This is a genomic window from Knoellia sp. B-D-2, from assembly GCF_057714695.1.
Genome location: NZ_CM173189.1, coordinates 2081153 through 2105277 on the forward strand (window position 1 = coordinate 2081153; position 24125 = coordinate 2105277).

At 70.9% G+C, this 24125-nt stretch carries 20 protein-coding genes and 1 tRNA gene; 6 read left to right on the forward strand and 15 right to left on the reverse strand.

Annotated features, from left to right (window positions below; translation table 11 throughout):
* Positions 1-28: 28 nt before the first annotated feature.
* The gene (locus AC3EU2_RS09900; RefSeq protein WP_488176129.1) at positions 29-856 is read left to right on the forward strand and encodes a hypothetical protein; all 828 of its coding nucleotides are present in this window, start codon (positions 29-31) and stop codon (positions 854-856) included.
* Positions 857-866: 10 nt separating this feature from the next.
* Here AC3EU2_RS09900 and AC3EU2_RS09905 read toward each other — a convergent pair whose 3' ends face one another.
* The 6 genes from AC3EU2_RS09905 to AC3EU2_RS09930 all read right to left on the reverse strand — a co-directional run bounded on the left by AC3EU2_RS09905 (position 867) and on the right by AC3EU2_RS09930 (position 6021).
* On the reverse strand, positions 867-1301 hold the full coding sequence (locus AC3EU2_RS09905) for a hypothetical protein (RefSeq protein WP_488176130.1): 435 nt from the start codon (positions 1299-1301) through the stop codon (positions 867-869).
* A gap of 276 nt (positions 1302-1577) precedes the next feature.
* Positions 1578-2591: an NAD(P)H-binding protein gene (locus AC3EU2_RS09910; RefSeq protein WP_488176131.1), complete on the reverse strand. Its 1014-nt coding sequence runs from the start codon at positions 2589-2591 to the stop codon at positions 1578-1580.
* A gap of 411 nt (positions 2592-3002) precedes the next feature.
* Positions 3003-4133 carry a cell wall-binding repeat-containing protein gene (locus AC3EU2_RS09915; protein WP_488176132.1) on the reverse strand — a complete coding sequence of 377 codons (1131 nt, stop codon included), beginning with the start codon at positions 4131-4133 and terminating at the stop codon, positions 3003-3005.
* A gap of 459 nt (positions 4134-4592) precedes the next feature.
* A tRNA-Lys gene (locus tag AC3EU2_RS09920) sits at positions 4593-4665 on the reverse strand.
* Positions 4666-4708: 43 nt separating this feature from the next.
* Positions 4709-5131, reverse strand: coding sequence for a DUF1810 domain-containing protein (locus AC3EU2_RS09925; RefSeq protein ID WP_488176133.1), 423 nt, complete (start codon positions 5129-5131; stop codon positions 4709-4711).
* Positions 5122-6021 carry a crotonase/enoyl-CoA hydratase family protein gene (locus AC3EU2_RS09930; protein ID WP_488176134.1) on the reverse strand — a complete coding sequence of 300 codons (900 nt, stop codon included), beginning with the start codon at positions 6019-6021 and terminating at the stop codon, positions 5122-5124. Before AC3EU2_RS09930 ends, AC3EU2_RS09925 begins: the two co-directional genes overlap by 10 nt.
* A 29-nt stretch (positions 6022-6050) precedes the next feature.
* Here AC3EU2_RS09930 and AC3EU2_RS09935 point away from each other — a divergent pair, with 29 nt between their 5' ends.
* The 3 genes from AC3EU2_RS09935 to AC3EU2_RS09945 all read left to right on the forward strand — a co-directional run bounded on the left by AC3EU2_RS09935 (position 6051) and on the right by AC3EU2_RS09945 (position 8686).
* Complete coding sequence (locus AC3EU2_RS09935; RefSeq protein ID WP_488176135.1) at positions 6051-6692, forward strand: hypothetical protein; 642 nt, start codon at positions 6051-6053, stop codon at positions 6690-6692.
* A 357-nt stretch (positions 6693-7049) separates the two neighbouring features.
* Positions 7050-7676, forward strand: a complete 627-nt coding sequence (locus AC3EU2_RS09940; RefSeq protein ID WP_488176136.1) for a DUF47 domain-containing protein — start codon at positions 7050-7052, stop codon at positions 7674-7676.
* A 5-nt stretch (positions 7677-7681) separates the two neighbouring features.
* On the forward strand, positions 7682-8686 hold the full coding sequence (locus AC3EU2_RS09945; protein ID WP_488176137.1) for an anion permease: 1005 nt from the start codon (positions 7682-7684) through the stop codon (positions 8684-8686).
* A 105-nt stretch (positions 8687-8791) separates the two neighbouring features.
* Here the strand turns inward: AC3EU2_RS09945 and AC3EU2_RS09950 are convergent, their stop codons facing one another.
* The 8 genes from AC3EU2_RS09950 to cuyB all read right to left on the reverse strand — a co-directional run bounded on the left by AC3EU2_RS09950 (position 8792) and on the right by cuyB (position 18412).
* Positions 8792-9844, reverse strand: a complete 1053-nt coding sequence (locus AC3EU2_RS09950; protein ID WP_488176138.1) for a type IV toxin-antitoxin system AbiEi family antitoxin domain-containing protein — start codon at positions 9842-9844, stop codon at positions 8792-8794.
* A gap of 170 nt (positions 9845-10014) precedes the next feature.
* On the reverse strand, positions 10015-10791 hold the full coding sequence (gene pstB, locus AC3EU2_RS09955; protein ID WP_488176139.1) for a phosphate ABC transporter ATP-binding protein PstB: 777 nt from the start codon (positions 10789-10791) through the stop codon (positions 10015-10017).
* Positions 10792-10855: 64 nt separating this feature from the next.
* Positions 10856-11776, reverse strand: a complete 921-nt coding sequence (gene pstA, locus AC3EU2_RS09960) for a phosphate ABC transporter permease PstA (RefSeq protein WP_488176140.1) — start codon at positions 11774-11776, stop codon at positions 10856-10858.
* Entirely contained in the window at positions 11773-12786 is a 1014-nt protein-coding gene (gene pstC / locus AC3EU2_RS09965) for a phosphate ABC transporter permease subunit PstC (RefSeq protein WP_488176141.1), read from the reverse strand. Before pstC ends, pstA begins: the two co-directional genes overlap by 4 nt.
* Positions 12787-12888: 102 nt before the next feature.
* The gene (gene pstS / locus AC3EU2_RS09970; protein WP_488176142.1) at positions 12889-14016 is read right to left on the reverse strand and encodes a phosphate ABC transporter substrate-binding protein PstS; all 1128 of its coding nucleotides are present in this window, start codon (positions 14014-14016) and stop codon (positions 12889-12891) included.
* A 291-nt stretch (positions 14017-14307) separates the two neighbouring features.
* Entirely contained in the window at positions 14308-15228 is a 921-nt protein-coding gene (locus AC3EU2_RS09975) for an NUDIX hydrolase (protein ID WP_488176143.1), read from the reverse strand.
* Positions 15229-15269: 41 nt separating this feature from the next.
* Entirely contained in the window at positions 15270-17585 is a 2316-nt protein-coding gene (locus tag AC3EU2_RS09980) for an RNA degradosome polyphosphate kinase (RefSeq protein WP_488176144.1), read from the reverse strand.
* A 119-nt stretch (positions 17586-17704) separates the two neighbouring features.
* Positions 17705-18412, reverse strand: a complete 708-nt coding sequence (gene cuyB, locus AC3EU2_RS09985) for a cysteate racemase (RefSeq protein WP_488176145.1) — start codon at positions 18410-18412, stop codon at positions 17705-17707.
* Between the two features lie 99 nt (positions 18413-18511).
* Between cuyB and AC3EU2_RS09990 the strand changes: the two genes are divergently transcribed.
* Entirely contained in the window at positions 18512-19732 is a 1221-nt protein-coding gene (locus tag AC3EU2_RS09990) for a lipid II:glycine glycyltransferase FemX (RefSeq protein WP_488176146.1), read from the forward strand.
* A gap of 37 nt (positions 19733-19769) precedes the next feature.
* Positions 19770-21080: a carboxylate--amine ligase gene (locus tag AC3EU2_RS09995; protein ID WP_488176147.1), complete on the forward strand. Its 1311-nt coding sequence runs from the start codon at positions 19770-19772 to the stop codon at positions 21078-21080.
* Here AC3EU2_RS09995 and AC3EU2_RS10000 read toward each other — a convergent pair.
* Positions 21070-23979, reverse strand: coding sequence for a helix-turn-helix transcriptional regulator (locus AC3EU2_RS10000; RefSeq protein ID WP_488176148.1), 2910 nt, complete (start codon positions 23977-23979; stop codon positions 21070-21072). The two genes, AC3EU2_RS09995 and AC3EU2_RS10000, sit on opposite strands and share 11 nt — an antisense overlap.
* Positions 23980-24125: the final 146 nt, after the last annotated feature.

Here is a 24125-nt window from a genome sequence, read left to right on the forward strand (position 1 = left end):
GCGGGGGTTTGTCGTGCCACGCTGAGCCATGAGCATCGGGGTGGGGGACACGCTCGGGACCACGGACGGCGACGTCGCCCCCGTGCCGAGCCACGAGGAGCACTGGTCCTCCCGGGTGGTGGCGGCCTTCGGTGGTGCCGTGGTCGTCGTGTGCCTCATGGTGCTCGGGTCGGCGTGGACCACCGGGCTGCGGCCCTCGACCCTCGAGGCGCTGCGGTCCGACATCGCGACCGGCAACGTCCTCCAGTGGTACGTCGCGTCGTCGCTCGAGACGGGTCCGCGGGACTTCGCCCGGGCCGAGCAGGCGGGGATGTCGGACGGGTCCACGGACCCGCTCGGCGCCGAGGACGGGAACGTCATCGTCCCATCGGGGTTCCCGTCCGGCGGAATCATGGTCTGGCGGACCTGGGGTGGGTCCGGCTGGTCGGTCGCGGGGCCGGACGGGTCCGTCAGCCCGTCGATGTCGGCGTCGGCCACGGAGGAGACGACGCAGCTCGTGCGTCAGCTGCGTGAGGCGCAGGTGCCGACGAGGCCGTTCCCGTTCTCCGACGTCACGACCCTCGAGTTGGCGTACGGCCTGGGGGCGGTGCTGGTGCTGGGACGGCTCGTCCTCGGACCGCCGACCCGCGTGGGGACGAAGTGGTTCTGGTTCTGGCTCGTCGTGGGCACGCCGCTCCAGATCGGGGCGATCGCGTATGCCGTGACCGAGCTCGTCGGCCTGCGTCGCGGGCCCGACCGGCCGGCGGCCCGGCGGCTCAAGGGCTGGGCGGGGTTCGCCGGCGGGATCCTCGTCGCGATCGCGGTCGGTGCCGCCCTCGGGTTCCTGCGCTCGCGCGGCGTGCCGGTCCCGCTCTGACCCCGACGGCTCACACGTCGTCGGGGGTCGCCTCGTGCCCGGGGCGACCGTGGGTGCGCCGGTCCTGCTTCATCTCGGCCTCGTAGACGTGCCGGCGACCGTCCATCAGCGTGTCGCGGACGCGCTGGTCGTGCTCGCGGAAGGCGGAGTAGTAGCCGTCGTCGAACTCCTCGACCACCTGGAACGTCCACCGCCCGGCGAGGACATTGCGTCCCACGAGGTCGGTCTCGATGTCGTCGGCCAGCTGGTCGTGGCCGGCGGCGCGCAGCAGGTCGACGGCCTCTCCGAGCGTGAGGTCGGCCCGTCCGAGGTTGCGGTGGAAGGCGAAGAGCGCGCCCCGGGCCTCCTCGATGACCTCGAAGGCCTCGGAGAGCTTGCCGACGGCCTCGACCGTCGCGTCGCTGGCACCGGTGGGGCGGGCGTGGGCGTCGTCCAGCGGCTTCATGGTCTCGATGCTAGGTGGCGGCCGACCCGGTGTCCGGCGTGCGCCCAGGTCGGTCGGCGGGTGGCGAGCCCCTGTGATCGCCTCCCACCGACCGAGTACTGGGCCGGTCCACTCACCCCTGAGAGGATGCCGGTCTCGTGGCTCCCGCCACGCTACCGACGGCGGACCGACCGCGACATGGCCCGACGAGACCACGGCGACCCGGTCCCTCGGCGGGGCCGGACCTGGGCAGAAAGGGCGAGTCACCCCGGGTCGGGGTGATCCGCGCCCCGGCGGTCAGCGCGGGAGCACGTCCCTGACGGCGTCAGCCACCTTGGCGAGCGGGGAGCGGTCGTCGCCACCACTGGCCCAGGCCGGGTCCTGGGGGAGGGGGCCCATGGGGTCGGCCCGCGCGACCTCGTCGGCAGGTGCGGCGAGGGCCCGGCCGAACGCCTCGTCGAGGCCGACCAGGCGGTGTCCTGCGGGCAGCAGCAGCTCGCGGAAGTCGTCGTCCGCGGCGACCATGTCGTGGTGGAGGCTCTCGGTGAGGGCCTCGACCGTGAGCCGGGGGACATCGGTGAGACTGCCGACGAGCGTGCCGACGAGCTGCGTGGGCAGCAACGGGACCGTGACCTGGGGACGCCTGAGGCCGGCGTGCGCGGTGTAGGCGGCGAGCAGCGCGCCGTAGCGCAACCGGTCGGGCCCGCCCACGTCGAAGTGACGGGAGGGGCCGTGGTAACGCAGGGCGCCGACGAGCGCCTCGAGGACGTCGACGACGGCGATGGGCTGCACGAGGGAGTCCATCCACGCGGGCACGGTGTGCACCGGGAGACGCTGGCTGACCTGGCGGATGATCTCGAAGGAGGTGGACCCGCTGCCGAGGAGGATGGCGGCGCGCAGGACCACCAGGGTCGAGGGCGCGTCACCGAGGATGCGCTCGACCTCACGTCGAGAGGTGATGTGCTCGGACAGCTCGTCGTCCGCGACGTCGGGGACGAACCCGGACAGGTAGACCACTCGGTCCACGTCGTGGGCGCGGACCGCGTCGGCGACGTGCGTGGCCGCCGTGCGGTCCGCCGCCGCGAAGTCCTCGCCGCCCATGCCGTGGATGAGGTAGTAGATCGCGTCGACGCCCGCGCAGGCCGACGAGACCTGGTCCGCGTCGAGGGCGTCCATGACCTGCGTCTCGACCTCGTCCGCCCACCAGGGCTGCTCCCGGTCCGGGTCGCTCGTGGTGGTGCGCACCTCGTGGCCCAGCTCGAGCAGCCTCGGCACCAGCCGGCCACCGACGTACCCGCTGGCACCCGTCACGAGAATCTTCACTGCGTACCCCAGTTCGTCGGTGGGCCCCGTGGGACTCGAACCCACAACCTACGGACAAAAGAGCTGCGAGGTCGCTGCACACCAGTGTCGCCAGGTATCGGTTGAGCACGAACCGTGCAGCCATGCTGATGTCGCGTGTGCTCTGAAGACGGTGAGGATCGTTGGTTGCGTCACCAACGGGGTTACCAAGACGACTGCGGCCCGTCTGCACGGATCACCGGCACGTTGGGCGCGGCTAGCGTGTGTCGGGCTCGGGCGGGCTTCAGCATCGCGCGAAACTCGGACGGCTCGAGGTCGAGGTGCAGGGTCAGTGCCCCCGGCAACTCGTAGCAGGCCGCGAAGCCGAGCCGGTCCGAGTGGTCGAACAGGCGGGCGAGGGTGAACAGCGCCGTTGGCGCTTCAGGGCGTGCCGCAGACCGTACTCGGGTCAGCGGTTACGGCGGGACCACCGAAGACGAAGCGGTCGACAACCTTGAGCGAGGCCGCAGCTCGGGCCGTGACCGCGGGCGTGCACTCGGGAGTGGTCAGCAACAGGGGAGCCTTGTTGTCACCAGAGATCGCGGAGGCTGTGAGCGCATCGGGGAAGTCGAATCCTGATGCGAAGAACGCACGCTGCGCGCCCTGCGGCCAAACCTGTGCCGCGACGACTGCGGCCGTCTTGTAGCGGTCCGTGCCTTCGTAGCGCACCACGTCTGCCTTCGGCAGCAGCGCCCGCACCTCCTTGTCGATCAGGCTCGGAACGGCGTCCGCCCCACCGACCAGGACGACGCGGTCCGGAGGGCGGATCGCAAGCACGCGGCGGATCTCAGCGGTGAGTCCACCCTGTGGCACCAGCAGGACGGATCGACGAGCGGCGCGATGAAAGCGCAAGAGGCAGGCATCGTCAGTGTTCGTGCACGTGAAGTCGGGGCGCTGCTGGGCGGCAGCCACCGCCGACAGTGCATCCGGGAAGTCGAGTCCCGAGGCGAGATAGAGGATGTCCCCGCCGTAGCTGGCCTCATCCGGCATGATCGCGTATTGGTAGTAGGCCCGTGCAGACGTGGAGTACCGATCAGCCCCGGCCTTGCGAACCACGGGTCCGTATCTCTCAAGTTGCGTCGCGACCGCCGGTGACACGGCGCTAGGACCGCCAACGATGTTTATCGAGTACGGCTCGAGGGCCGTGAGACGGGTTCGCACCGACTCCGGGATGAAGTCCTTCTGGACGAGGAGCAGGCTCTGCCGACCGTTGGCGTAGTTTGCGGCCGTGAGCGCATCCGCGAAGTCCTCACCAGAAGCGATGAACACGCTGTTCCCCGGCACCGGCCGACTTCGCGTGGAGATCTCCACCGCCGTCTCGTAGCGATCAGCCCCCGCGATCCGGGTGATGTTGCCCGGGTCAGGAACCAGCCCTCCCGGCGGCGTCGTCGCGGCCGACGCCGAGCCCACCGCCAGCATGACCGTGACTCCGAAAGCAGTGACTGCACCAACATTCATCCGTCGACCCATGATCCACACCCCTTCATGCGCGATGAGTTGCTGAACATACACGAAGGAAAAGCCACGGCCAGCCCGTACTCAAGCCCTTGCATGATCAGTGCCGAAGCGGTGGAAATGTAATAAGACTCGTGACCCCGTTGTGGCAAGCGGCGTATGCCTGTTCGGTTCGGCGACCAAGCGGCCACGGTTCAGGAGACGAGGCATCACAAGTGAGCGGATTCCACCAGGTCAACAACTATTTGCGGTGCTCAGTTCCAACGAGGAAATCTTGCCCCGACTCATGGTGCGGGAACTGTTGAATTGTCGTTGCAATCCTTCCTCCGGGCATAGTCTGGATTTGCCGTGAAGAACGCGTCAGCGATCTCCTTGACGAGAGCGCTCCAGTCGACGGAAGCCGCCTTGGTCCCTGTTCCCGGTGTCTTCGTCGCAGTGGCTGTCTGGGTGACCGTCGCGATCTTCACTTGTGACGGTCCATCGCGCTTTCAGCAAGCTGACCTGCGCAAACGTACGTGGGCCCCGTGGGACTCGAACCCACAACCTACGGATTAAAAGTCCGCAGCTCTGACCATTGAGCTAGAGGCCCGCGCAGGCGACGCCTGCACGTGCGGAGACGATACCTGCCCGAGTCAGAGCCGCTCGGTGGTCGCCGCGTCCTCGACTCCGTCGAAGTACTTCTCCAGCACGTCGGTGAAGAGCCGCCGGTCCAGGTCGACCTCGGCCGCCCGGGCGAACAGCGTCATCGACGACCGGAGCTTCACGGCGTCGATGCCCCCGAACACCGAGGTCGCGTCCGAGCCGGGCAGCTCCAGCAGCACGGCACAGCACTCGCGCAGCCGTTGCCCGAGAACGGGATCGGCGAGGTAGGCGCGTGCTTCCGACAGGCCGGACACGGCATACCTCTGCGCAGTCTCGCTGCGGCCGAGGCCGGCGACCTGCGGGAAGACGAACCACATCCAGTGGCTGGTCTTCCGGCCGCGCCGCAGCTCGGCGAGGGCCGCGGCGTACGTCCCGCCCGAGTCCTGGGCCTCGACGAACCGGTTCAGTCCCACGGCAGCCACTCCGGGAGGTCGCGGGACGCCGAGGACGTGAACGAGGGCGACCGCTTCTCGGCGAACGCCGCCACGCCCTCCTTCCCGTCGTGGACGCTCGTCCACCACATCGCCAGCGAGTCGATGCGGTGCGCCTCGATCGGGTGGGGCTGGGCGGCGTTGCGCCACATCATCTGGCGGGTCAGGGCGGTCGCGACTCGCGAACGGCCCGTGACGAAGCGTCTGGCCAGCTCGTATGCCGTGTCCAACAACGCGTCCGGCTCCACGACCGATCGGAGCAGGCCACCGTCCAGGGCCTCGGCGGGGGTGAGGACGTCGGCGGCGTACGTCCACTCGAGCGCGCGGGAGACTCCGACGAGACGTGGCAGGAACCACGACGAGCAGGCCTCGGGCACGATGCCCAGCCGGCCGAGGACGAAGCCGATCCGGGCGGCGGTCGAGGCGATGCGCACGTCCATCGGCAGCGTCATCGTCGCGCCGATCCCGACGGCCGGGCCGTTGATCGCGGCGATGACCGGCTTCGTGCAGTCATAGATCGCCAGCGCGACGCGGCCACCGGTGTCGCGCACGCCGTCGGCGATCTCCGGCGCGTCGAGACGGCGGCGCACGTCGTCGAGCGTCGGTGCGGTCGACTCGTCGAGCCCGAAGACGTTGCCCTCTCGGGAGAGGTCCATCCCGGCGCAGAAGGCCCGCCCGGCGCCGGTGACGACGACGGCGGCCACCGAGTCGTCGGTGTTGACCCGGCGGAACGCGTGCTCGAGCTCACGCGCCATCGTCACGGTGAACGCGTTGAGCGCCTCGGGCCGGTGGAGCGTGAGGGTGAGGACACCGTCGTCGGCCACCTCCCAGCGGAGGGTCTCGTAGGGCCGGGGGACCGCGGTGTCCGTCATGCCCTCAACGTACGGTGCAGGATGGAGCGGTGACAGACAGCGGCCGCAACGTCCCCCGTCGCCCGATCGCGTTCGGCCCGGACGCGATCGAGGCGCACGGCGCCAGCCTGCCCGGACCGGCCGAGGTCACCGAGATCGCCCACCAGACGGCGGCCGTCCTCGTCGGCACGGGTCGCGCCGCCCACGACCCGGCGCTCACCGCCCGACTCGTCGGGCTCGTCGACGACCTGGGGCTGTCGACCGTCGCCGACCTCTGGGCCGGGCGGCCGGCGCGCAGCCTCCCGGGTGCGCTCTGGCGGCTCTACGCGCTGCGCGAGTGGGTCCGCCGCCAGCCCGTCCAGGCGAGCCGGGAGTACGCGGCGGGAGTCCGGTTCACCGACGTCGCCCACGCCGTGGCCGGCATCGCCGAGCCCCCCGGGCCGGACGAGGTCAGGGCTCTCGCCGACGACATCCTCACCGGGGTGTTCGCGGGCGACCTCGCGGTGGCGCTCGAGCGTGCCGCGGCGTTCGCCTCGGTCATCTCCGCAGGTCGGGCGGACCTCGCCCACGACCGGGACGGCACCGACCCGGTCGGTGCCGGGGCCCTCACCACGACCGCCGCGGCGATGCAGCGCACGGGCGAGGACCTCCTGGCCTGCGCGCGGCTCTGGCGGGCCGACGAGCTCGACTGAGCCCCCCGGCATACGCCCCCGGCATGCGCACCCGGCTCACGCACCCGGCGTACGCACCTGCCGTGCGCACCCGGCATACGTGTCGACGGCACGGAAGGACGGGCGCACGCTCGGGAACACATCCCGCCCGACCGCGCGTTAGGCTTCAGTGGTGGTGCCGGACCGCGGCAGCCCCGGGTCCCAAAATCAGCCGCTACGAGCGGCCTCGCGCCGTGAGGCGCTCCCGGTCCGGCACCACCACCGCCATCTCGTCGTCGAGCCGGTGAACAGGACCTGAACTGCCGATGTCGGAGTTCTGGCCAACAGGCCGTAGCCTTTCCTCCAACACTTGACCTCGAGCCGTTCGGAGTGCCTCTCGTGGCCTTCAGCCTCACGCCCAAGGAGAACGGGTTCTACGACCTGTTCTCGCTGTCCGCCAAGCACCTCATCGAAGGAGCGGCGCAGCTCACCGCCATCCTCGGAGCGGACACCCAAGCAGAACGCGAAGCGATCGCCCAGAAGATGGACGAGGTGGAGACCTCGGCCGACGAGGCGACCCACGAGATCATCCGCAAGGTCAACTCCTCGTTCATCACGCCGTTCGACCGTGAGGACATCCACGGTCTCGCGAGCGCGCTCGACGACTGCATCGACCACATGGACGCGGCGGCCGACCTCGTCGCGCTCTACCGCATCGCCAGCTTCCCCAAGGGCGTGGTCAAGCAGGTCGAGATCCTTTCGCGGATGGCCGAGCTCACCGTCGAGGCGATGCCGCGGCTGCGCTCGATGAAGGACCTCAACACGTACTGGATCGAGATCAACCGTCTCGAGAACCGGGCCGACAAGGCGTACCGCCGGATGCTCGCCGAGCTCTTCAACGCCGACGGCGCCGACCCCATCCTCGTCATGAAGCTCAAGGAGCTCATCGACGAGCTCGAAGCCGCGGCCGATGCGTTCGAGTCGGTGGCGCACAAGGTCGAGAGCATCGCCGTCAAGGAGTCCTGACCACCGTGGAGAGCTGGATCCCGGTGGCCCTCGTCGTCTCCTTGGCGATGGGCTTCAACTACACCAACGGCTTCCACGACGCCGCGAACGCGATCGCGACGTCCGTGTCGACCCGTGCGCTCACGCCCCGGATCGCCCTGGCCATGGCCGCCGTCGCCAACCTCTTCGGCGCCTTCCTCGGCACCAAGGTCGCCAAGACCGTCGGCAGCGGCATCATCGACGCGCCCGCGGGGACCGTGGGCCTCACCATCTGCGCCGCGGGCCTCATCGGCGCGATCGCGTGGAACATGCTCACGTGGTGGTACGGGCTGCCGTCCTCCTCGTCGCACGCCCTCATCGGCGGCCTCGGTGGTGCGGCGATCGCCGCGTCGTCGACCGTCCACTGGGACGCCGTGTTCCAGAAGGTCATCCTCCCGATGATCGCCTCGCCGGTCGTCGGACTCCTCGTCGGCTACCTCGTCATGACGGCGATCCTCTGGCTGTTCCGCGGGACCCACCCGGGCAAGGTCAACCGTGGCTTCCGCTACGCCCAGACCGTCTCTGCCGCCGCCATGGCGTTCGGCCACGGCATGCAGGACGCGGCCAAGACCGCCGGTGTCGTCGTCCTCGCGCTCACCGTGGGTGGCTTCCACTCCGCCGACAGCACCGCGATCCCGCTGTGGGTCCTCGTCCTCAGCGCCCTGGTCATCTCGGCCGGGACGTATGCCGGTGGGTGGCGGATCATGCGCACCCTCGGCCGCCGCATCATCCACCTCGACCCCCCGCAGGGCTTCGCGGCCGAGACCACGGCCGCGGCGGTCCTCTTCGTCGCCACCGGCACCGGCGCCCCGATCTCGACGACCCACGCCATCACCTCGGCGATCATGGGCGTCGGCTCGACCAAGTCGATCAAGGCGGTGCGCTGGGGCGTGGCCAAGAACATCGTCGGGGCGTGGGTCTTCACCTTCCCCGGCGCCGGCCTCGTCGCGGCCGCGTCCTACCTCCTCCTCAAGCTCATCGTCGGCATCTGACCCAAGGCCCCCGGCCCCCGCCCCCGCCCCCGGGGGTCCCCGACTTATTGCGCATTCCGGTCCCCGCACCGCCACTGATGGCGCGTGACGTTCACTCCTGGCACCTCACCACACGGAGCGCTCGAACTCCTTGCGGACGAGGATCCGCCAGCGTCTGAGCCGGCGGTCGACCGCGCACTCGGCCAAGGGCACGCGGCAGCACCCGCACCGGAACACCGCGCTGTGCCGGAGCGGCGGACGGGTGAGGTACGGCTGGAGCCGACCATGCAGCGCCTCACCCGACACGGCCTCGGCCGGTGTCCACCGCACGACGGCCAGGCCGTGGTGCAGCAGGCGCTTCTCACGGCTCACCTCGGCGGCCACGGCGCTGCTCACCGCCTGCTCGGACGTCCCCGAGATCAGGTACTTGCCGACACCGTCGGCCTCGCCCACGACCCCGTGCTCGGGCCACAGGGCGTCGACCCGGGCGAGGAACTCGCCATCAGGAGTGAGGACCTCGACCTGCGGGACCGGGTCCGGCACCGCCCACGCCGCCAGGGCCCAGGCCGAGGCGGACTCGAGCCAGTTCTCCCTCCTGCCGTCCGCGAGCAGGAGGATCCCGGTCATCGACGCGACGCCGGGCCACCGCCGTTGGTGCCTGCGCATGGCGAGCAGCCCCTCGTGGGTGACGAGCCCAGCACGCAGCGCCCCGTCCGCGATCGCGAGGGCGTCGCGCGACAGCAGCACCCTCGCGCAGTCGACCACGGTCCGCGTCGGGGTGAGCCGCGGCCGACCGCCGTCGAGCTCGATGTGCCGGTGCGGAGTCGCCCCGCGGTGGAACCGCCGCCAGTCGTCGGGCCGGCTCGTGCGCGCGTCGTCCAGCAGCGTCATGGAGACGCGCTCGGGAGGGTATGCCGGGTGCGGCAGTCCCATGGCGGCTGCGGCGCTCGCGTGGCTGAGGATGGCGTCGGGGGTCAGCCGGGCGGCGGCGAGGCTGAGGAACTGGTGCCGTTGCCACGGTTCCTGGGCCGACCACGGTGAGCGGACGGCATACACGCCCCTACCCAGCCGCTGGAGGCTGCCCGCGCTCGTCGCACGCGACAGGGAGGCACTGGTGAAGCCGAGCGAGAGGGCCTCGTGCCGGGAGAAGGGTTGGGGGAGCAGAGCGAAGTCTTCCACCCGCAGCAGCGTCGCGCGCGAGCCGTGGACGGGTCACCCCCGAGGGTGCGACTTGTGGACGACGAGGTCCACGGGCTCCGCCTGTGGACGACCGTGAACGCCACGCGCAATCAGTCGTCGTCGCTGGGACGGAATGCGCAATGAGACGGGGAAGGAGCTCGGTGCGTGGGTCAGCCGAAGCGGCCGGAGATGTAGTCCTCGGTCGCCTTCTGCGTCGGGTTGCTGAAGATCTTCTGGGTGTCGGCGACCTCGACGAGGCGCCCGGGCTGGCCCGTCGCCTTGAGGTTGAAGAACGCCGTCTGGTCCGAGACCCTCGCCGCCTGCTGCATGTTGTGCGTGACGATGACGATCGTGTACTGGCTCTTGAGGTCGTTGATGAGGTCCTCGATGGCGAGCGTCGAGATCGGGTCGAGCGCCGAGCACGGCTCGTCCATGAGGAGCACCTGCGGCTCGACGGCGATGGCGCGGGCGATGCACAACCGCTGCTGCTGGCCACCGGACAGCCCGGCACCCGGCTTGTCGAGGCGGTCCTTGACCTCGTTCCACAGGTTGGCGCCCTTGAGCGAGCGCTCGACGACCTCGTCGAGCTTCTTCTTGTTCTTGACGCCGTTGAGCCTGAGCCCCGCGGCGACGTTGTCGCGGATCGACATGGTCGGGAACGGGTTGGGCCGCTGGAAGACCATGCCGACGGTGCGGCGCACCGCCACCGGGTCCATCGACGACGCGTACAGGTCCTGGTCGTCGAGCGTGACCTTCCCGTCCACGCGGCCGCCGGGGATGACCTCGTGCATGCGGTTGAGGGTGCGCAGGACGGTCGACTTGCCGCAGCCCGACGGGCCGATGAAGGCTGTCACGGAGCGGGGTTCGACGGTGAGCGAGACCCCCTCGACGGCCTTGAAGTCGCCGTAGTAGATGTCGAGGTCCTTGACGTCGATGCGCTTGGCCATGAGTGCTGTCGTTTCTCTCTGCTGTCAGGGGTCGTGAGGTCGGTATGCCGTGTGCGCGGCCGGGTCAGTTCCGCACCTTGCTGAACCGGCCGACGAAACGGCCGAGGATGTTCAGCAGGAAGATGATGAGGATGAGGGTGAGGGCCGCGCCCCAGACCCGGTCGACGGCCGGCTGGAGGTTCTCGCTGTACTCCTGGTAGATCATCGTCGGCAGCGTGGCCATGAGCCCGTCGAAGAGGTTGGTCGCGATGACCTTGGTGTACGGGCCGAGGATGATGAGCGGCGCCGTCTCACCCATGACGCGGGCGAGCCCGAGCAGCACGCCGGTGACGATGCCCGAGAAGGAGGTCGGGATGACGATCTTCATGATCGTCTTCCACTTCGGCACCCCGAGGGCGTAGGACGCCTCGCGCAGCTCGTTGGGGACGAGCTTGAGCATCTCCTCGGTGGAGCGGACGACCGTGGGGATCATCAGCATCGTCAGCGCGAGGCACACGGCGAAGCCGATCCGCTGGAAGCCGAAGGTGACGACCCAGACGGCGTAGATGAACAGGGCCGCGACGATCGAGGGGATGCCGGTGAGGATGTCGACCATGAAGGAGACGGTCTTGGCGAGCCGGCCGCGGCCGTACTCGACGAGGTAGACCGCGGTGAGCACTCCGATCGGCACCGAGATGAGCGCCGTGACGAACGCCTGGATGAGCGTCCCCTGGATCGCGTGCACCGCGCCGCCGCCGACCCGGCGCGCGGTGATGCCGGACTGGGAGTTGCCCCACCAGCCGGCGTCGAGCAGCATCTGTCCGCCCTTGGCGACGGTCGTCCCGAGGATCCAGACCAAGGGGATGAGGGCGATGACGAAGGCCGCCCACATGACGACTCGGGCGAGCTGGTCGGTGAGGGCCCGTCCGCTGGACTTGCCGCCGAAGTCGTCGTCGCCCGTCGTGGACGTGGGGGCGGGGTCGTCGAGGGTGCGGAGGGCGCTCATTCGGTGAAGGCCTTCCGGCGCTCGATGACGACGCGGGCGGCCGCGTTGACGATGAAGGTGAGGATGAACAGGACCAGGCCGGCGGCGATGTACGCGCCGGTCTTCTGGGCCGAGTCGAACTCGCCGGCGTCGTTGGCGATCCGGGACGCGAAGGTCTCGCCACCCCCGAAGATGGAGAACGAGAACGCCGACGAGGTGTTGAGGGCCGACAGCAACAGTGTGACGGCAAGGGTCTCGCCCAGCGCACGGCCGAGGCCGAGCATGGCCGCGGAGATGATGCCCGGCTTGCCGAAGGGCAGGACCGCGACGCGGATCATCTCCCACTTGGTCGCACCCAGGGCGAGGGCGCCCTCCTTGTGCGTGGTCGGCACCTGCGCGAAGACCTCGCGGGAGATGGCGGTGACGATCGGCAGGATCATGATGGCGAGGATGAGGCCCGCGAACGCGAGGGTGCTCTTGGCGCTCGGCGTCCCGGTGTACTCGAAGAAGGGCAGCCAGCCGAGCACCCGGTCGACGACCTCGGCGAAGGGCTCGAAGTACTGGCCCGCGACGGTGAGGCCCCAGAAGCCGTAGACGATCGAGGGCACCGCGGCGAGCAGGTCGACGAGGGTCGCCGCGGATTTGGTCAGCCACGGGGGCGCGTACTGCGTGATGAAGAGGGCGACCGCGACGCCGAGCGGCACGGCGACGAGCATGGCGATGACCGAGGTGACGATCGTGGCCCACAGGAGGTCGACGATCCCGAAGCGGGGCTCGGCGCCGCTCGCGACCCACTCCCGCGACGTGAGGAAGTTGGCGTTGTTGTTGAGCAGCGACGGGACGGCCTGGACGACGAGGAAGACCCCGACGAGGCTGACGAGCGCGATGACGAGGATCCCGGCGCCGGTGGCCAGCCCACCGAAGATGCGGTCACCGAGACGACCCGTGCCGGCCCGGTCGGCCTCGAGCGGGGGGCGACCGTCACTGCTGGGGAGCTCGTCGATCGCGCTGTGCCCGGTGATCGATGACACGAGGGTCGCGTCCTCTCAGGAGGGGAAGGGGAGAGGGGGCGGGGCCGGACGGGCCCCGCCCCCTCAGTGGACCAGATGGTCGACCGGTCCGGAAGGACGGGGTCAGGAGATGGCGTCGATCGCCGCGGCGACCTTGGTCTGCACCTCGGCCGGGAGCGGGGCGTAGCCGATCTCCTCGATCGTCTTCTGGGCCTCCTCGGAGGCGAAGTACTTGAGGAACGCCTTGATGTTCTTCTGCTTCTCCGGGTCCTTGCCCTTGGAGCAGACGATCTCGTAGGTCACGAGGTTGATCGGGTAGGCCCCCGGCTCCTTGGTCGCGTAGTCGAGCTTGAGGGCGAGGTCGTTGCCCGTGCCGGTCTGCTCTGCGGTGGCGATGGCCTTGCCGACCGACTCGGAGGTCAGCTCGACCGGGCCGGCACCGTTGTCGATCGCCGCCACGGCCAGGTCGTTGTCCTTGGCGTAGCTCCACTCGACGTAGGTCAGCCCCCCGTCGGTGCTCTTGACGCCCTCGGCGACACCGGCCGACTTGGCCTTGCCCTCGCCCTTGCCGTCCCACGTCTTGGCCGGCTCGGTGGTCCAGTTGGCCGGGGCCGCGGCCTTGAGGTACTTGGTGAAGTTCTCGGTCGTGCCCGACTCGTCGGAGCGGAAGAAGACCTTGATGGCGGTGGCGGGGAGCTCGACGCCGGAGTTGACCGCGGCGATCTTCGGGTCGTTCCAGGTGGTGATCTTGCCCGAGAAGATGTCGCCGGCGACGGCGGGGGTCAGGGTGAGCTTGTCGACGCCCTTGACGTTGTAGGCGAGGGCGACGGGGCCGGTGACCATGGGGATGTTCCAGGCGGGCGAACCGCACGCGGTCGCGGCCTCGGTGGCCTCGATCTTGCCGTCCTTCTCGACGGTCTTCAGCGCGGAGTCGGACCCGCCGAAGTCGACCTGGCCGGCGATGAACTGCTTGATGCCCGCGCCGGAGCCGGAGGGGTTGTAGTTGACCGTGGCGCCGCTGCACTTCTCCTTGAAGCCCGCCGCGACCTCGTCGATGGCGTTCTTCTGGGCGGAGGAGCCCTCGACGTTGAGGGTGCCGTCGAAGCAGTCGGCGGGGGCCGACGAGCTGGCGGTGCCCTCGGCAGCACCGGCGCTGTCGGTGCCGGTGTTGTTGTCCGAGCCGCAGCCGGCCAGGGCGATCGAACCGACGAGGGCGAGGGACGCCATCGCGCCGAGACGCTGAATCTTCACTGTGTGTACCTCTCACAAGGACATGGAATGGGGGCCGGACATGGTGTACCGACGCCTTGAAGGTAGGCAGGGCCGGTGACGTGGTGGCCCGTGCCGGGTGAACGAGGCGTGAACGCTGTTCGGCCATTGCCTGTCGAGCAGTTCAAGCGCGCCGAGGGCCCGGTCCGGCGGCCGGTGTGCGCCATGAGTCGGGCTCGTGCGGACGGAATGCGCAATGAGTCGGGGTTCCGCGGACGGAATGCGCAATAAGTCGGGGGCGGGGGTGGGGGGGCGGGGGTGGGGGGCCCGGGGTCAGGGGAGGTGGCGCTCGACGGCGACGACGCGGGCGTCCGTGCCCGAGCCGGCCACGTGGCAGACGAGCGCCTCGCCCTTGAGCAGCCGGTCGTCCTGCGCCTGCGCGAACGCCTCGAGCATGCCCACCGAGTCCGGCCCGCCGAGCGCGAGGCGGGAGCCGAGGACGTCGAGCAGGTCGCCCATCACCGGCCCGTGCGAGCACACCACCACGGGCTGGGCCCGCCGCAGCAGGCTGTCGACGTGCGACACGGCCCGGCCCGGGTTGGCGGCGTACCCCTCCTCGGACAGGCCGCTCCTCGTGCGCGGCTCGATGCCGGCGGACACGGCATACGGAAGGACCGTGTCGAGACACCGCACGGAGGGTGAGCTGACCACCCGGGTGATGCCGTATGCCGTGAGCACCGGGACGAGGGCGGCCGCCCGTTCCAGCCCGCGCGCGTCCAACGGCCGGGCCGTGTCGTCGCGGGTCCAGGCCGAGCGGGCCACCGCCCGGGCGTGCCGGACGACGACGAGGGGCCAGGTGTCGAGGGCGCCCTCGGTGTGGACCCGGACGAGGGACCGCAGCTGGTCGCGGTCGTGCGCGTAGTCGAGGCGGGCGTAGGCCTCGGTCACGTCGAGCCAGGCGATCGCGTCGATCTCGTTCTCGAGGCGGCCGTGGCCGCCGGTCACCGCGGCGGCCCAGTAGCGGACCACCTTGTCGCCGCGCTCGCCCGCCTTGGTGAGGACGACGTAACGGGCCTCCGGCAGGGGCCGGCCCAGCCGCACCTCGAGCCCGGTCTCCTCGACGCTCTCGCGGGCGGCGGCGGCCGCCCAGTCCTCCCCGGGGTCGAGCTTGCCCTTGGGCCACGACCAGTCGTCGTAGCGGGGACGGTGCACGAGGAGCACTTCGAGCACCCCGGCGCGCACCCGCCACGGCACCGTTCCTGCCGCGGGGATGACCGGGGTGCGGTCCTGTGGGGTCAGCGCCGTCGCGCCTTGCGTCGACGCCGGGCGTGCATCTCGATGAGCAGAGCCTGGATGTCGTCGAGCGGCTCCCCGTCGGGCCCGACGTGGCGTCGGGTCCAGCGGCCGTCCCCACTGAGGGCCCAGTGGGCGAACTCGCCGCTCATCCCCCTGCCCATGAGGGAGAACAGGTCCTTGATGTGGCGCGGGTCGCCCAGCCGGACGAGGCACTCGACGCGCCGGTCGAGGTTGCGGTGCATCATGTCGGCGCTGCCGATCCACGCCTCGGTGTCGTTGCCGGTGCCGAAGAGGAACACCCGGGAGTGCTCGAGGAAGCGGCCCAGCACGGAGTGGACGGTGATGGTCTCGGAGAGACCCTCGACGCCGGGACGCAGCGCACAGATGCCTCGCACCCACACGTCGATCTTCACACCCGCCCGCGAGGCGAGGTAGAGGGCGTCGATGACCTGCTCGTCGACGATCGAGTTGACCTTGATGCCGATGTAGCCGGTGCCCGCGGCGGCCTCCTCGCGGTTGACCTGCTCCTCGATGCGTTCGAGGAGCCCCGTGCGCACGGAGCGAGGGGCGACGAGGAGGCGCTTGAACTTGCTGCGAGGAGCCACCCCCGACAGCTGGTTGAAGAGCCGGGTGAGGTCGTCGGCCACCTGGGGGTCGACGGTGAGCAGGCCGAAGTCCTCGTAGAGTCGGGCGGTCTTGGGGTTGTAGTTGCCGGTCCCGATGTGGCAGTAGCGTTGCAGCCCGTGGTCCTCCTGCCGCACGACGAGGCTGAGCTTGGAGTGCGTCTTGAGGCCGACGATGCCGTAGACGACGTGGACGCCCGCGCGCTCGAGCTTGCGCGCCCACGAGATGTTGTTCTGCTCGTCGAAGCGGGCCTTGATCTCGACGACCGCGAGCACCTGCTTGCCGCTGTCGGCCGCGTCGATGAGGGCGTCGATGATCGGGGAGTCGCCGCTGGTGCGGTAGAGCGTCTGCTTGATGGCGAGGACGTGGGGGTCGGCGGCCGCCTGCTCGATGAACGCCTGCACCGACGTCGAGAACGAGTCGTAGGGGTGCTGGAGCAGGACGTCCTGCTTGCGGATGCTCGCGAAGATGTCGCGGGCCTTCGCGCTCTCGGTCGGCGCGAGGTCGCTGTTGGTGCGCGCGACGAACGCCTCGTAGTGCAGGTCGGAGCGCTCGAGGTCGGCGATGATGTTGAGCCCGCGCATGTCGAGCGGCGCAGGGAGGCGGTACACCTCGGCGGCGGAGACCCCGAGCTCGCGCACGAGCAGGTCCATGACGTGGTCGTCCATCTCCCGGTCCACCTCGAGCCGGACCGGCGGGCCGAAGCGGCGCCGGGTCAGCTCCTTCTCGAGCGCGGCGAGGAGGTTCTCGGCGTCGTCCTCCTCGACCTCGAGGTCCTCGTTGCGGGTGACCCGGAACGTGTAGTGCTCGTGGACCTCCATCCCGGGGAAGAGCTGGTCGAGGTGGGCGGCCATGACGTCCTCGATCGGGACGAACCTCGCGTCGAAGATGTCGCCGGACGCCCCGGTCTCGCCGACCCGCAGCAGCCGGGGGAGCAGCGGCGGCACCTTGACGCGCGCGAAGTGCTCCTTGCCCGTCTTGGGGTTGATGAGCAGCACGGCGAGGTTGAGCGACAGCCCGGAGATGTAGGGGAACGGGTGCGCCGGGTCGACGGCCAGCGGGGTGAGGACGGGGAAGACGCGGTCGGTGAAGAGCTGGCCGAGCTGCCCCTGCTCCTCCTCGGACAGCTCGTCCCAGCGCAGGATCTGGATGCCCTCCTTCTCGAGGGCCGGCTGCACCATGTCGTCGTAGACCCGGGCCTGCATGTCGAGCAGCTCGTGGCTGACGACCGAGATCTGCTCGAGGACCTCGCGCGGCTCCAGGCCCGAGGCCGAGCGGACGGCGAGGCCGGTGGCGATGCGCCGCTTGAGGCCGGCGACTCGGACCATGAAGAACTCGTCGAGGTTGGACGTGAAGATCGCGAGGAACCGGGCCCGCTCGAGCAGCGGCACATCCTCGTCGGCGGCGAGCTGGAGGACCCGCTCGTTGAACTGCAGCCAGGAGATCTCGCGATCGAGGAAGCGGTCGGTCGGCAGCCCCGCGTCGTCGACCTCGCCGGGCGTGCGGACGAACCGTCCGTTCGCGGCGCGCGGCTGCGTGAGCCGGGCCTCGGCGGCGGACGCGCTCGCGATCGAGACCTCCTGCACGAAGCGGGCGCCGGCGGCGGCCTGGGCGGCGTCGTCGGCCGCGTCGGTGCTGCCGTCGACCCGTGCCTGCTCGACAGCGCTGGAGGGGCTCGTCGACGTCGTCATGCCCTCATGGTGTCAGGTCGAGGTGAACGGGACGAGACCTGCGCTCCGGGCGCCTCCTGTCCCGTCCCCGGCCGCCCCGGCTCAGCGCCCCGGCTCAACGCCCCGGCTCCGCGCCCGACTCAGCGCAGCCGCGCGCCGGCCATCGTCACGGTGCGCGCGGCGAGGGCGTCGAGGGAGTCGACGACGTCGACGTCGTCGACCGCGAGGTCGGTCCGCAGGATCGACAGCTCGGTGCACGCGAGCAGGACGGCCCCGGCCCCCTTGGCGCGCAGGTGCGCGACCGCCGCGTCGAAGCGTTCGCGCTCGACCGGCATACCGGCCTTGACGCCGTCGTAGATCATCGACATGACGTCCTTCTGGGCGACCTCGTCGGGGGCCACGGCCGCGAGGCCGGCCGCCGCGGCGGCGTCGTGGTAGGTCCGGGCCAGCAGCGTCCCGTCGGTCGCGAGGATGCCGACCGTGGTGAGGCCGGGGACCGCCGCCCGGGCGGCCTCGACGGTCTCGGCGACGATGTCGATGACGGGGATGCTCACGGCGTCCCGGACCTCGTCGATGAAGGCCTGCGCGGTGTTGCAGGGCAGGGCGATGAACGTCGCTCCCGCCCTCTCGATCTGCCGGGCGTCCTCGGCCATGACGGGCCCGGGGCTGTCCGGCGAGTCGCCGACGAGGTATGCCGTCCGGTCCGGGATGCTCGCGTGGTTCCACACGAGCATGTCGACGTGGTCCTGGTCGCGGGAGGCGTCGGTGAGGTCGAGGATGCGCTGCATGAAGTAGACGGTGGCCATCGGGCCGACGCCGCCGAGGATGCCGACAGGTTCGTTGCGCACGCGGCGAGCCTAACCCCGGCCCCCCTTCTGTCCGCGGAGTCGCGGCGGTCCGGCCGATAGACTCCCGGCGACCCGCGACCACCCCGACCAAGGAGCTCCGTGGCACTGTCCACCCTCGACCTCACCCCGCGCGAGCACGACGACTTCGTGCGGGACCACCCGCACGGGCACCTCATGCAGACGACGCCCTGGGGCAGGGAGAAGGAGCTCACCGGCTGGACCTGGCGCACCGTCGCCGTGGGCCGGACCGGGACCGACGGGGAGCGTGAGGTCACCGGCGCCGCGCTCGTCCTCTTCCGGCGGACCCCGGTCCTGCCACTGGCGCTGGCCTACTGCCCGCGCGGGTTCGTCGTCGACTGGTCCGACGGAGAGAGCGTCGACGCGCTGCTCGCCGAGGTGACCCGGGTCGCCAAGGACAACCGCGGCGTCCTGCTCCGCGTCGACCCCGCCGTGCGCATCGACGACCCGGCCCTCCGTCCCGCGCTGGAGTCCCGCGGCTTCACGCGCACCGACCCGGGCGAGGACGCCGCCAAGACCCTCGCCCAGCCGGCGCTGCGCATGGTCACCGACATCTCCGACCTCGAGGCGCTGCACCAGGACCTGTCGCAGGGCACGCGCCAGTCGATCCGCAAGGCCGAGAAGTCGGGCCTGGTCTACGAGTCGGTCGGCCGCGACAAGATCCCCGCGTTCCACGAGCTCATGAGGACGACCGGCGCGCGCGACGGTTTCGGCATCCGCAGCCTCGAGTACTTCACGACGCTCTACGACGTCCTCTCACCGACCGATGACATCGTCGTCTCGCTCGTGAGGCTCGACCACGGCGCCGCTGCCGAGGCGGCTCGGGCCAAGGTCGAGGAGTCGCGCGAGCAGCTCGAGAAGGCGCAGGCCAAACGCGAGAAGTACCCCTCCGAGAAGGCCGACCGCCAGGTCGAGCAGCTCGAGCAGGGCATCGCCAAGAACGAGGCGGCGGCCGCCGAGTTCGAGGCGTCGCACGCGCGGCACCCCGACGGCCAGTACCTCGCCGGCTCGATCTTCGCGACCTGCGGCACCCGTGGCTCCTACCTTTATGCCGCGTCGTCGGACGAGCACCGCAACCTGCGCCCCAACTACCTCATGGTCTGGCGGATCATGCAGGTCGCCGCGGCCAGGGGCGTGACGAGCTTCGACTTCGGAGGCATCGACGCGTCCGAGGGGCTCGAGGAGTTCAAGCGCCAGTGGAACCCCGAACGTCGCGAGTATGCCGGTGAGTTCACCAAGCAGCTCCGTCCCCTCGCGGGGCGGCTCGTCGACCTCGTCGTCCGCGTCTACAAGCGTCGCTGAGAGGCGGGTTCCCTTGTCCCAGAAGGCTGCTGCGCCCGTGAAGCCCTACGAGTCCATCGCGGACCAGCCGTTCGTGCCGGTCGTCGTCGGCGCCCACGTCGGCGGCTACTCGCTCGTGCGGGCCTTCCACGAGGCCTACGGCGTGAAGTCGCTCGTCGTCACCGGTGCGACGTCCTGGGTGGTCGACAACTCCGCGATCCTCGAGGTCGTCCACTGCTCCGACGCCCACGACCCCGACGCCCTGGCGGCCACCCTGGCCGGCTCACCCTTCGACGCCCTCGCCGCCCCCAAGATCCTGCTCGCCACCTCGGACGCGCTCGTCGACGTCATCGCGCTCATGCGCGACCGGCTGGACGACTCGTGGAAGGTCCCCTACGTCGGGGCCGGCCCGTTGGCCATCGCCACCCGCAAGCACACCTTCGAGGAGGCCGCCCAGCGGGCGGGAGTGACGACTCCGGCGACGACCTTCATCGACCTGGGCGACCCGGCATACGACCTCGGCGAAGCCGACCTCCCCGCCGACGGGTACCCGCTCATCGTCAAGCCCACGGCCCCGGCCGCCTGGAACGCGGTGACCTTCCAGGGCCAGGCCAAGGTGCACGAGGTGGCGACGCGCGACGAGCTGCGCGACCTCGTCGGCCGGGTGCAGGCCGCCGGGTACCGCGAGACGCTCGTGGTCCAGGACCGGATCCCCGGCGACGACACCGGGATGCGGATCCTCACCTGCTACTGCGACAGGGACTCGCGGGTGCGGTTCGCGAGCTACGGGCGCACGTTGATCGAGGAGCACGCGCCGGGGCTGCTCGGGGTGCCGGCCGCGATCCTCACCGGGCAGGACCGGCGGATCGTCGACGAGGCGGTGCGGCTGCTGGCCGAGCTCAAGTGGGTCGGCTACGCCAACTTCGACCTCAAGTACGACCCGCGGGACGGACAGACGAAGTTCTTCGAGCTCAACCCGCGGCTCGGCCGGTCGAACTACTACGTCACGGGGACGGGCTTCAACCCGGTGACCTGGTACGTCGAGGAGTACGTCCACGACCGGCTGCCGACCGAGTTCGAGCTCGTCGAGGCCGACACCGAGACGGTCTACTCGGTCGTCCCCGTGCGGACGATCAAGTGGGCGCTGGCCCGCCACCCCGACCTGTGGGCCCGCGTGCAGCGCGTCATCAAGGCCGGTGGGCTGCGCAACCCGCTGCACTACCGGGCCGAGCGCGACCCGCGCCGGTGGGTGAAGATCCTCGCGGCGGGCGTGAGCTACGACCGGAAGTTCCACCAGTACTACGACCCCGAGGCGGCCTACCACCCCGGCGGCGAGCCGGCCGACTCCGACCTCCCGGTCACCCGCTGACGGCCTCGGCGTCCCGTCCGCCGGGGTCCGACGACAGACGCGTGACCAGCCGGGAGAGCTCGACCCGGTTCGCGGTACCGGTCTTGCGCAGGAGGTTGGACACGTGTGAGGAGACCGTCTTCTCGCTGATCACCAACGACGCGGCGATCTCGCCGTAGGTCGAGCCCTCGACCACGTGCGCCAGGATCTCGCGCTCGCGGGCGGTCAGACCGGGCAGGGGCGCCGGGACGTCCGTCGCCGACGTCGGCGCCTGCGGAGAGCGCGGGACCCGGGCGATCCGGCCGAGGGTGGCAACCTCGTCGAGGATCGACCTGGCGTCGAGCCCGCGTGCCATGTGGTCGGCGCGACGCCACGCCTCGATGCCTCGACGGCGTTGCGTGGGCCCTTGGGCGAGAAGCGACTCCGCAGCCCGCCACCACGCGTACACCGCGACCCAGGGCTGCTCTGCCGCCTCGCACGACTCGGCGACGTCCCACCAGCGGTCGCCGGTGTCCGCGCTCGCCCGGGCTCGCGCCACCTCGGCGTCGTACCAGTCCTGCATCGCCCGCAGCTGCGGTTGCTCCCCGAGGTGCTCGCCGAGGTCGACCACGATGGTGGGGAACTCGCGCACGAGGTCGTCGATGTCGCGTTCCTCGGCTCCGCCCTCGCCCGGCAACCGCCCCGCCTCGGCCAGGTCGGCGACGGCGCGGGCGGCCAGCGGGACGAGCCACTCACACAGGTGCGGAGCGGCGCCGGGCGCACGGGCGCCGTCGACCGCCGCCCGCAACGCGTTCGCAGGGTCGCCGGACGCGAGGGCGACCAGGGCCGTCGCGGTGGCCACGGCGACGTTGGGGTGGGCGCCGGGTCCAGCCAGCAGCTCGGCGGCTCGCTCGAGCTGCATCGTGGCCTGCCTCGGCCGGCCCTGGAAGGCGTCGAGCATGGCCGCTGAGAGGCGTGACCGGATGTCGACGAACGGGCCGGGGTCGGAGGAGCCGAGCGAGATGCGCAGCAGGTCACGACAGCCCTGCCAGTCGCCGATGAGCAGCCTCTGCTCGGCCTCCACGGTCGCCGCCATCGCGACGAACACGTGAGGGGCGCCAGCGGCGGTCAGCTCGCGACGCGCCCCTCGGAGCAGGTCGGCGACCGCCTCGCCCACGGGAGGACGGGCAGCGTTGGCCTCCCACGTGATGGCGTGCTCGTAGCCGTGCCAGTCGCCCGCGTCCAGGGCGACGCGGCCCGCCTCCCTCGCGTGGCGGGTCGCGGTCGCAGGGGAGCCGCGGACGAGGGAAACCATGGCGGACGCGCAGAGGGCGAAGGCGAGTGCGCGCGGGCTGCCTGAGTCGCGGGCGACGGCGACGGCCCGCTGCGCGTGGTCGCCCGCTCCCGGTTCGGCCGCCCAGACCATGGTGCGCGCCAGCTCGGCCTCCGCGAACGCGTGCTGCCACGAGGAGGGAGCGGTCCGGGTGAGCTCCACCGCGGTGCGCGCCTCCGTGGGGCTGGGCGTTCCGGCACCCGTGAGGGTGTGCAGCCGAGAGCGCTGGACGTGCAACCAGCCCACCTCCAGCGGCTGTGCCTGCTCGTCGGCACACTCGAGCAGGGCGTCGACCGCCACCAGCTGGTCGCCGAACGCTCCTGCGTGCTCGGCCGTGCTGCGCAGGAGCTCCAGCAGCTCCTCGCGCGACTCGGCGGCCTGCGGGACCCCGGCCCGCAGCCCGATGGCTCGTCGCAGGAGGCGGCGGAGCTCGGGCGAGGCTCGCGTCGCTCCGGCCACCTGCCACGCCCGCATGGCCCACGCGTAGGCGGCGGGCTCGTTCCCGGCCTGCTGGTGGTGGTCGCTCAGTGCCATGGCCGTGGACAGCGAGGGCGTCTCGCCGACCCCGGCCTCGAGCTGCCGCGCGTAGGCCGCGTGCCAGAGGCGGCTCCGGGTGGCGCCGAGGTCCGCGTCGAGCACCTCCGCCTGGAGGGGGTGGTGGAACCAGTACCCGGCGGGCTCCTCGATGCGCAGGACCCGACGCGCCACCGCCTCCTCGAGTGCCGGCTCGACACCTCCCACCCCGAGGTCGTGGGCGACGGCCAGCAGCAGGCCGACCGTCACCGGGCCTCCGGCGGCTGCCACCAGGCTGGTCACGGTCCGTGCCGACTCGCTCAGCTCGTGCCAGTCGCGCTTCACGGCCGCCTTGAGGTCGGCCGACGGGCTCTCGGGCAGGACTCGCGCGTCGGTCGCGACCCCACGCACCAGGAGGCTCGTGCAGTAGGGGACGCCGCCGCCCTTGTCGAAGACGTCGTCGACCAGGCTCTGGTGCGGTGCCACGCCCATGAGGGACATCAGCTGTTGCTCGGTCCCGTGGCGGTCCAGGGGCCCGACGTGCACCGTGTCGACTCCCGGAAGGCGTTGCACGTCGGCCAGCCACCGGTGCAGCGGGTGTCCGTCGGGCAGGACGTCGTCGCGGGCGGCGACGACGAGGGCCACGGCGCGGCTCCTCGGTCCGGCCGCCAGGTACAGCAGGACGTCGAGCGTGCTCTGGTCGGCCCAGTGGATGTCGTCGACGAAGAGGACCAGCGGCTGGGTGGCGCTGACGTCGTCCACCAAGGCGTCAAGAGCGCGTGGTGCCTGGTCGACGACGTCCATCGAGGCGAGGTACCCGCCACCGTCAGGGGCCGACGACTCTCGAAGCGCTGACCGCAGCGGCTGCAGGGGCACGCTGAGCGACTGGAGCGGCAGGCAGGCGCCGGCGAGGACCAGGAACCGGTCCCCGGCCTCGGCGATGCTCTCGCGCACCAGGCTCGTCTTCCCGATCCCCGGCATGCCGGTGACGACCAAGGTGCGGCTGCGCCCCTCGGCCGCGTGCTGGAGGCAGGTGGTGAGCGCCGTGAGCTCGGCCTCGCGGCCGACGACGTGCCGTTCGTTCCCGGACGCCATCCCTCATGGTCCCACGCCCCTCCGAGGGGGTCAGGCGGTCGGCGAGGAACCCCGGTGTCGAATCCAAGGGGGCCGGGGCCAGGACCTGAGGGGTCGTGCCCGATGTGCGGGAGCTGCCGACGGCGGACCGTGGAAGGAACCTCCAC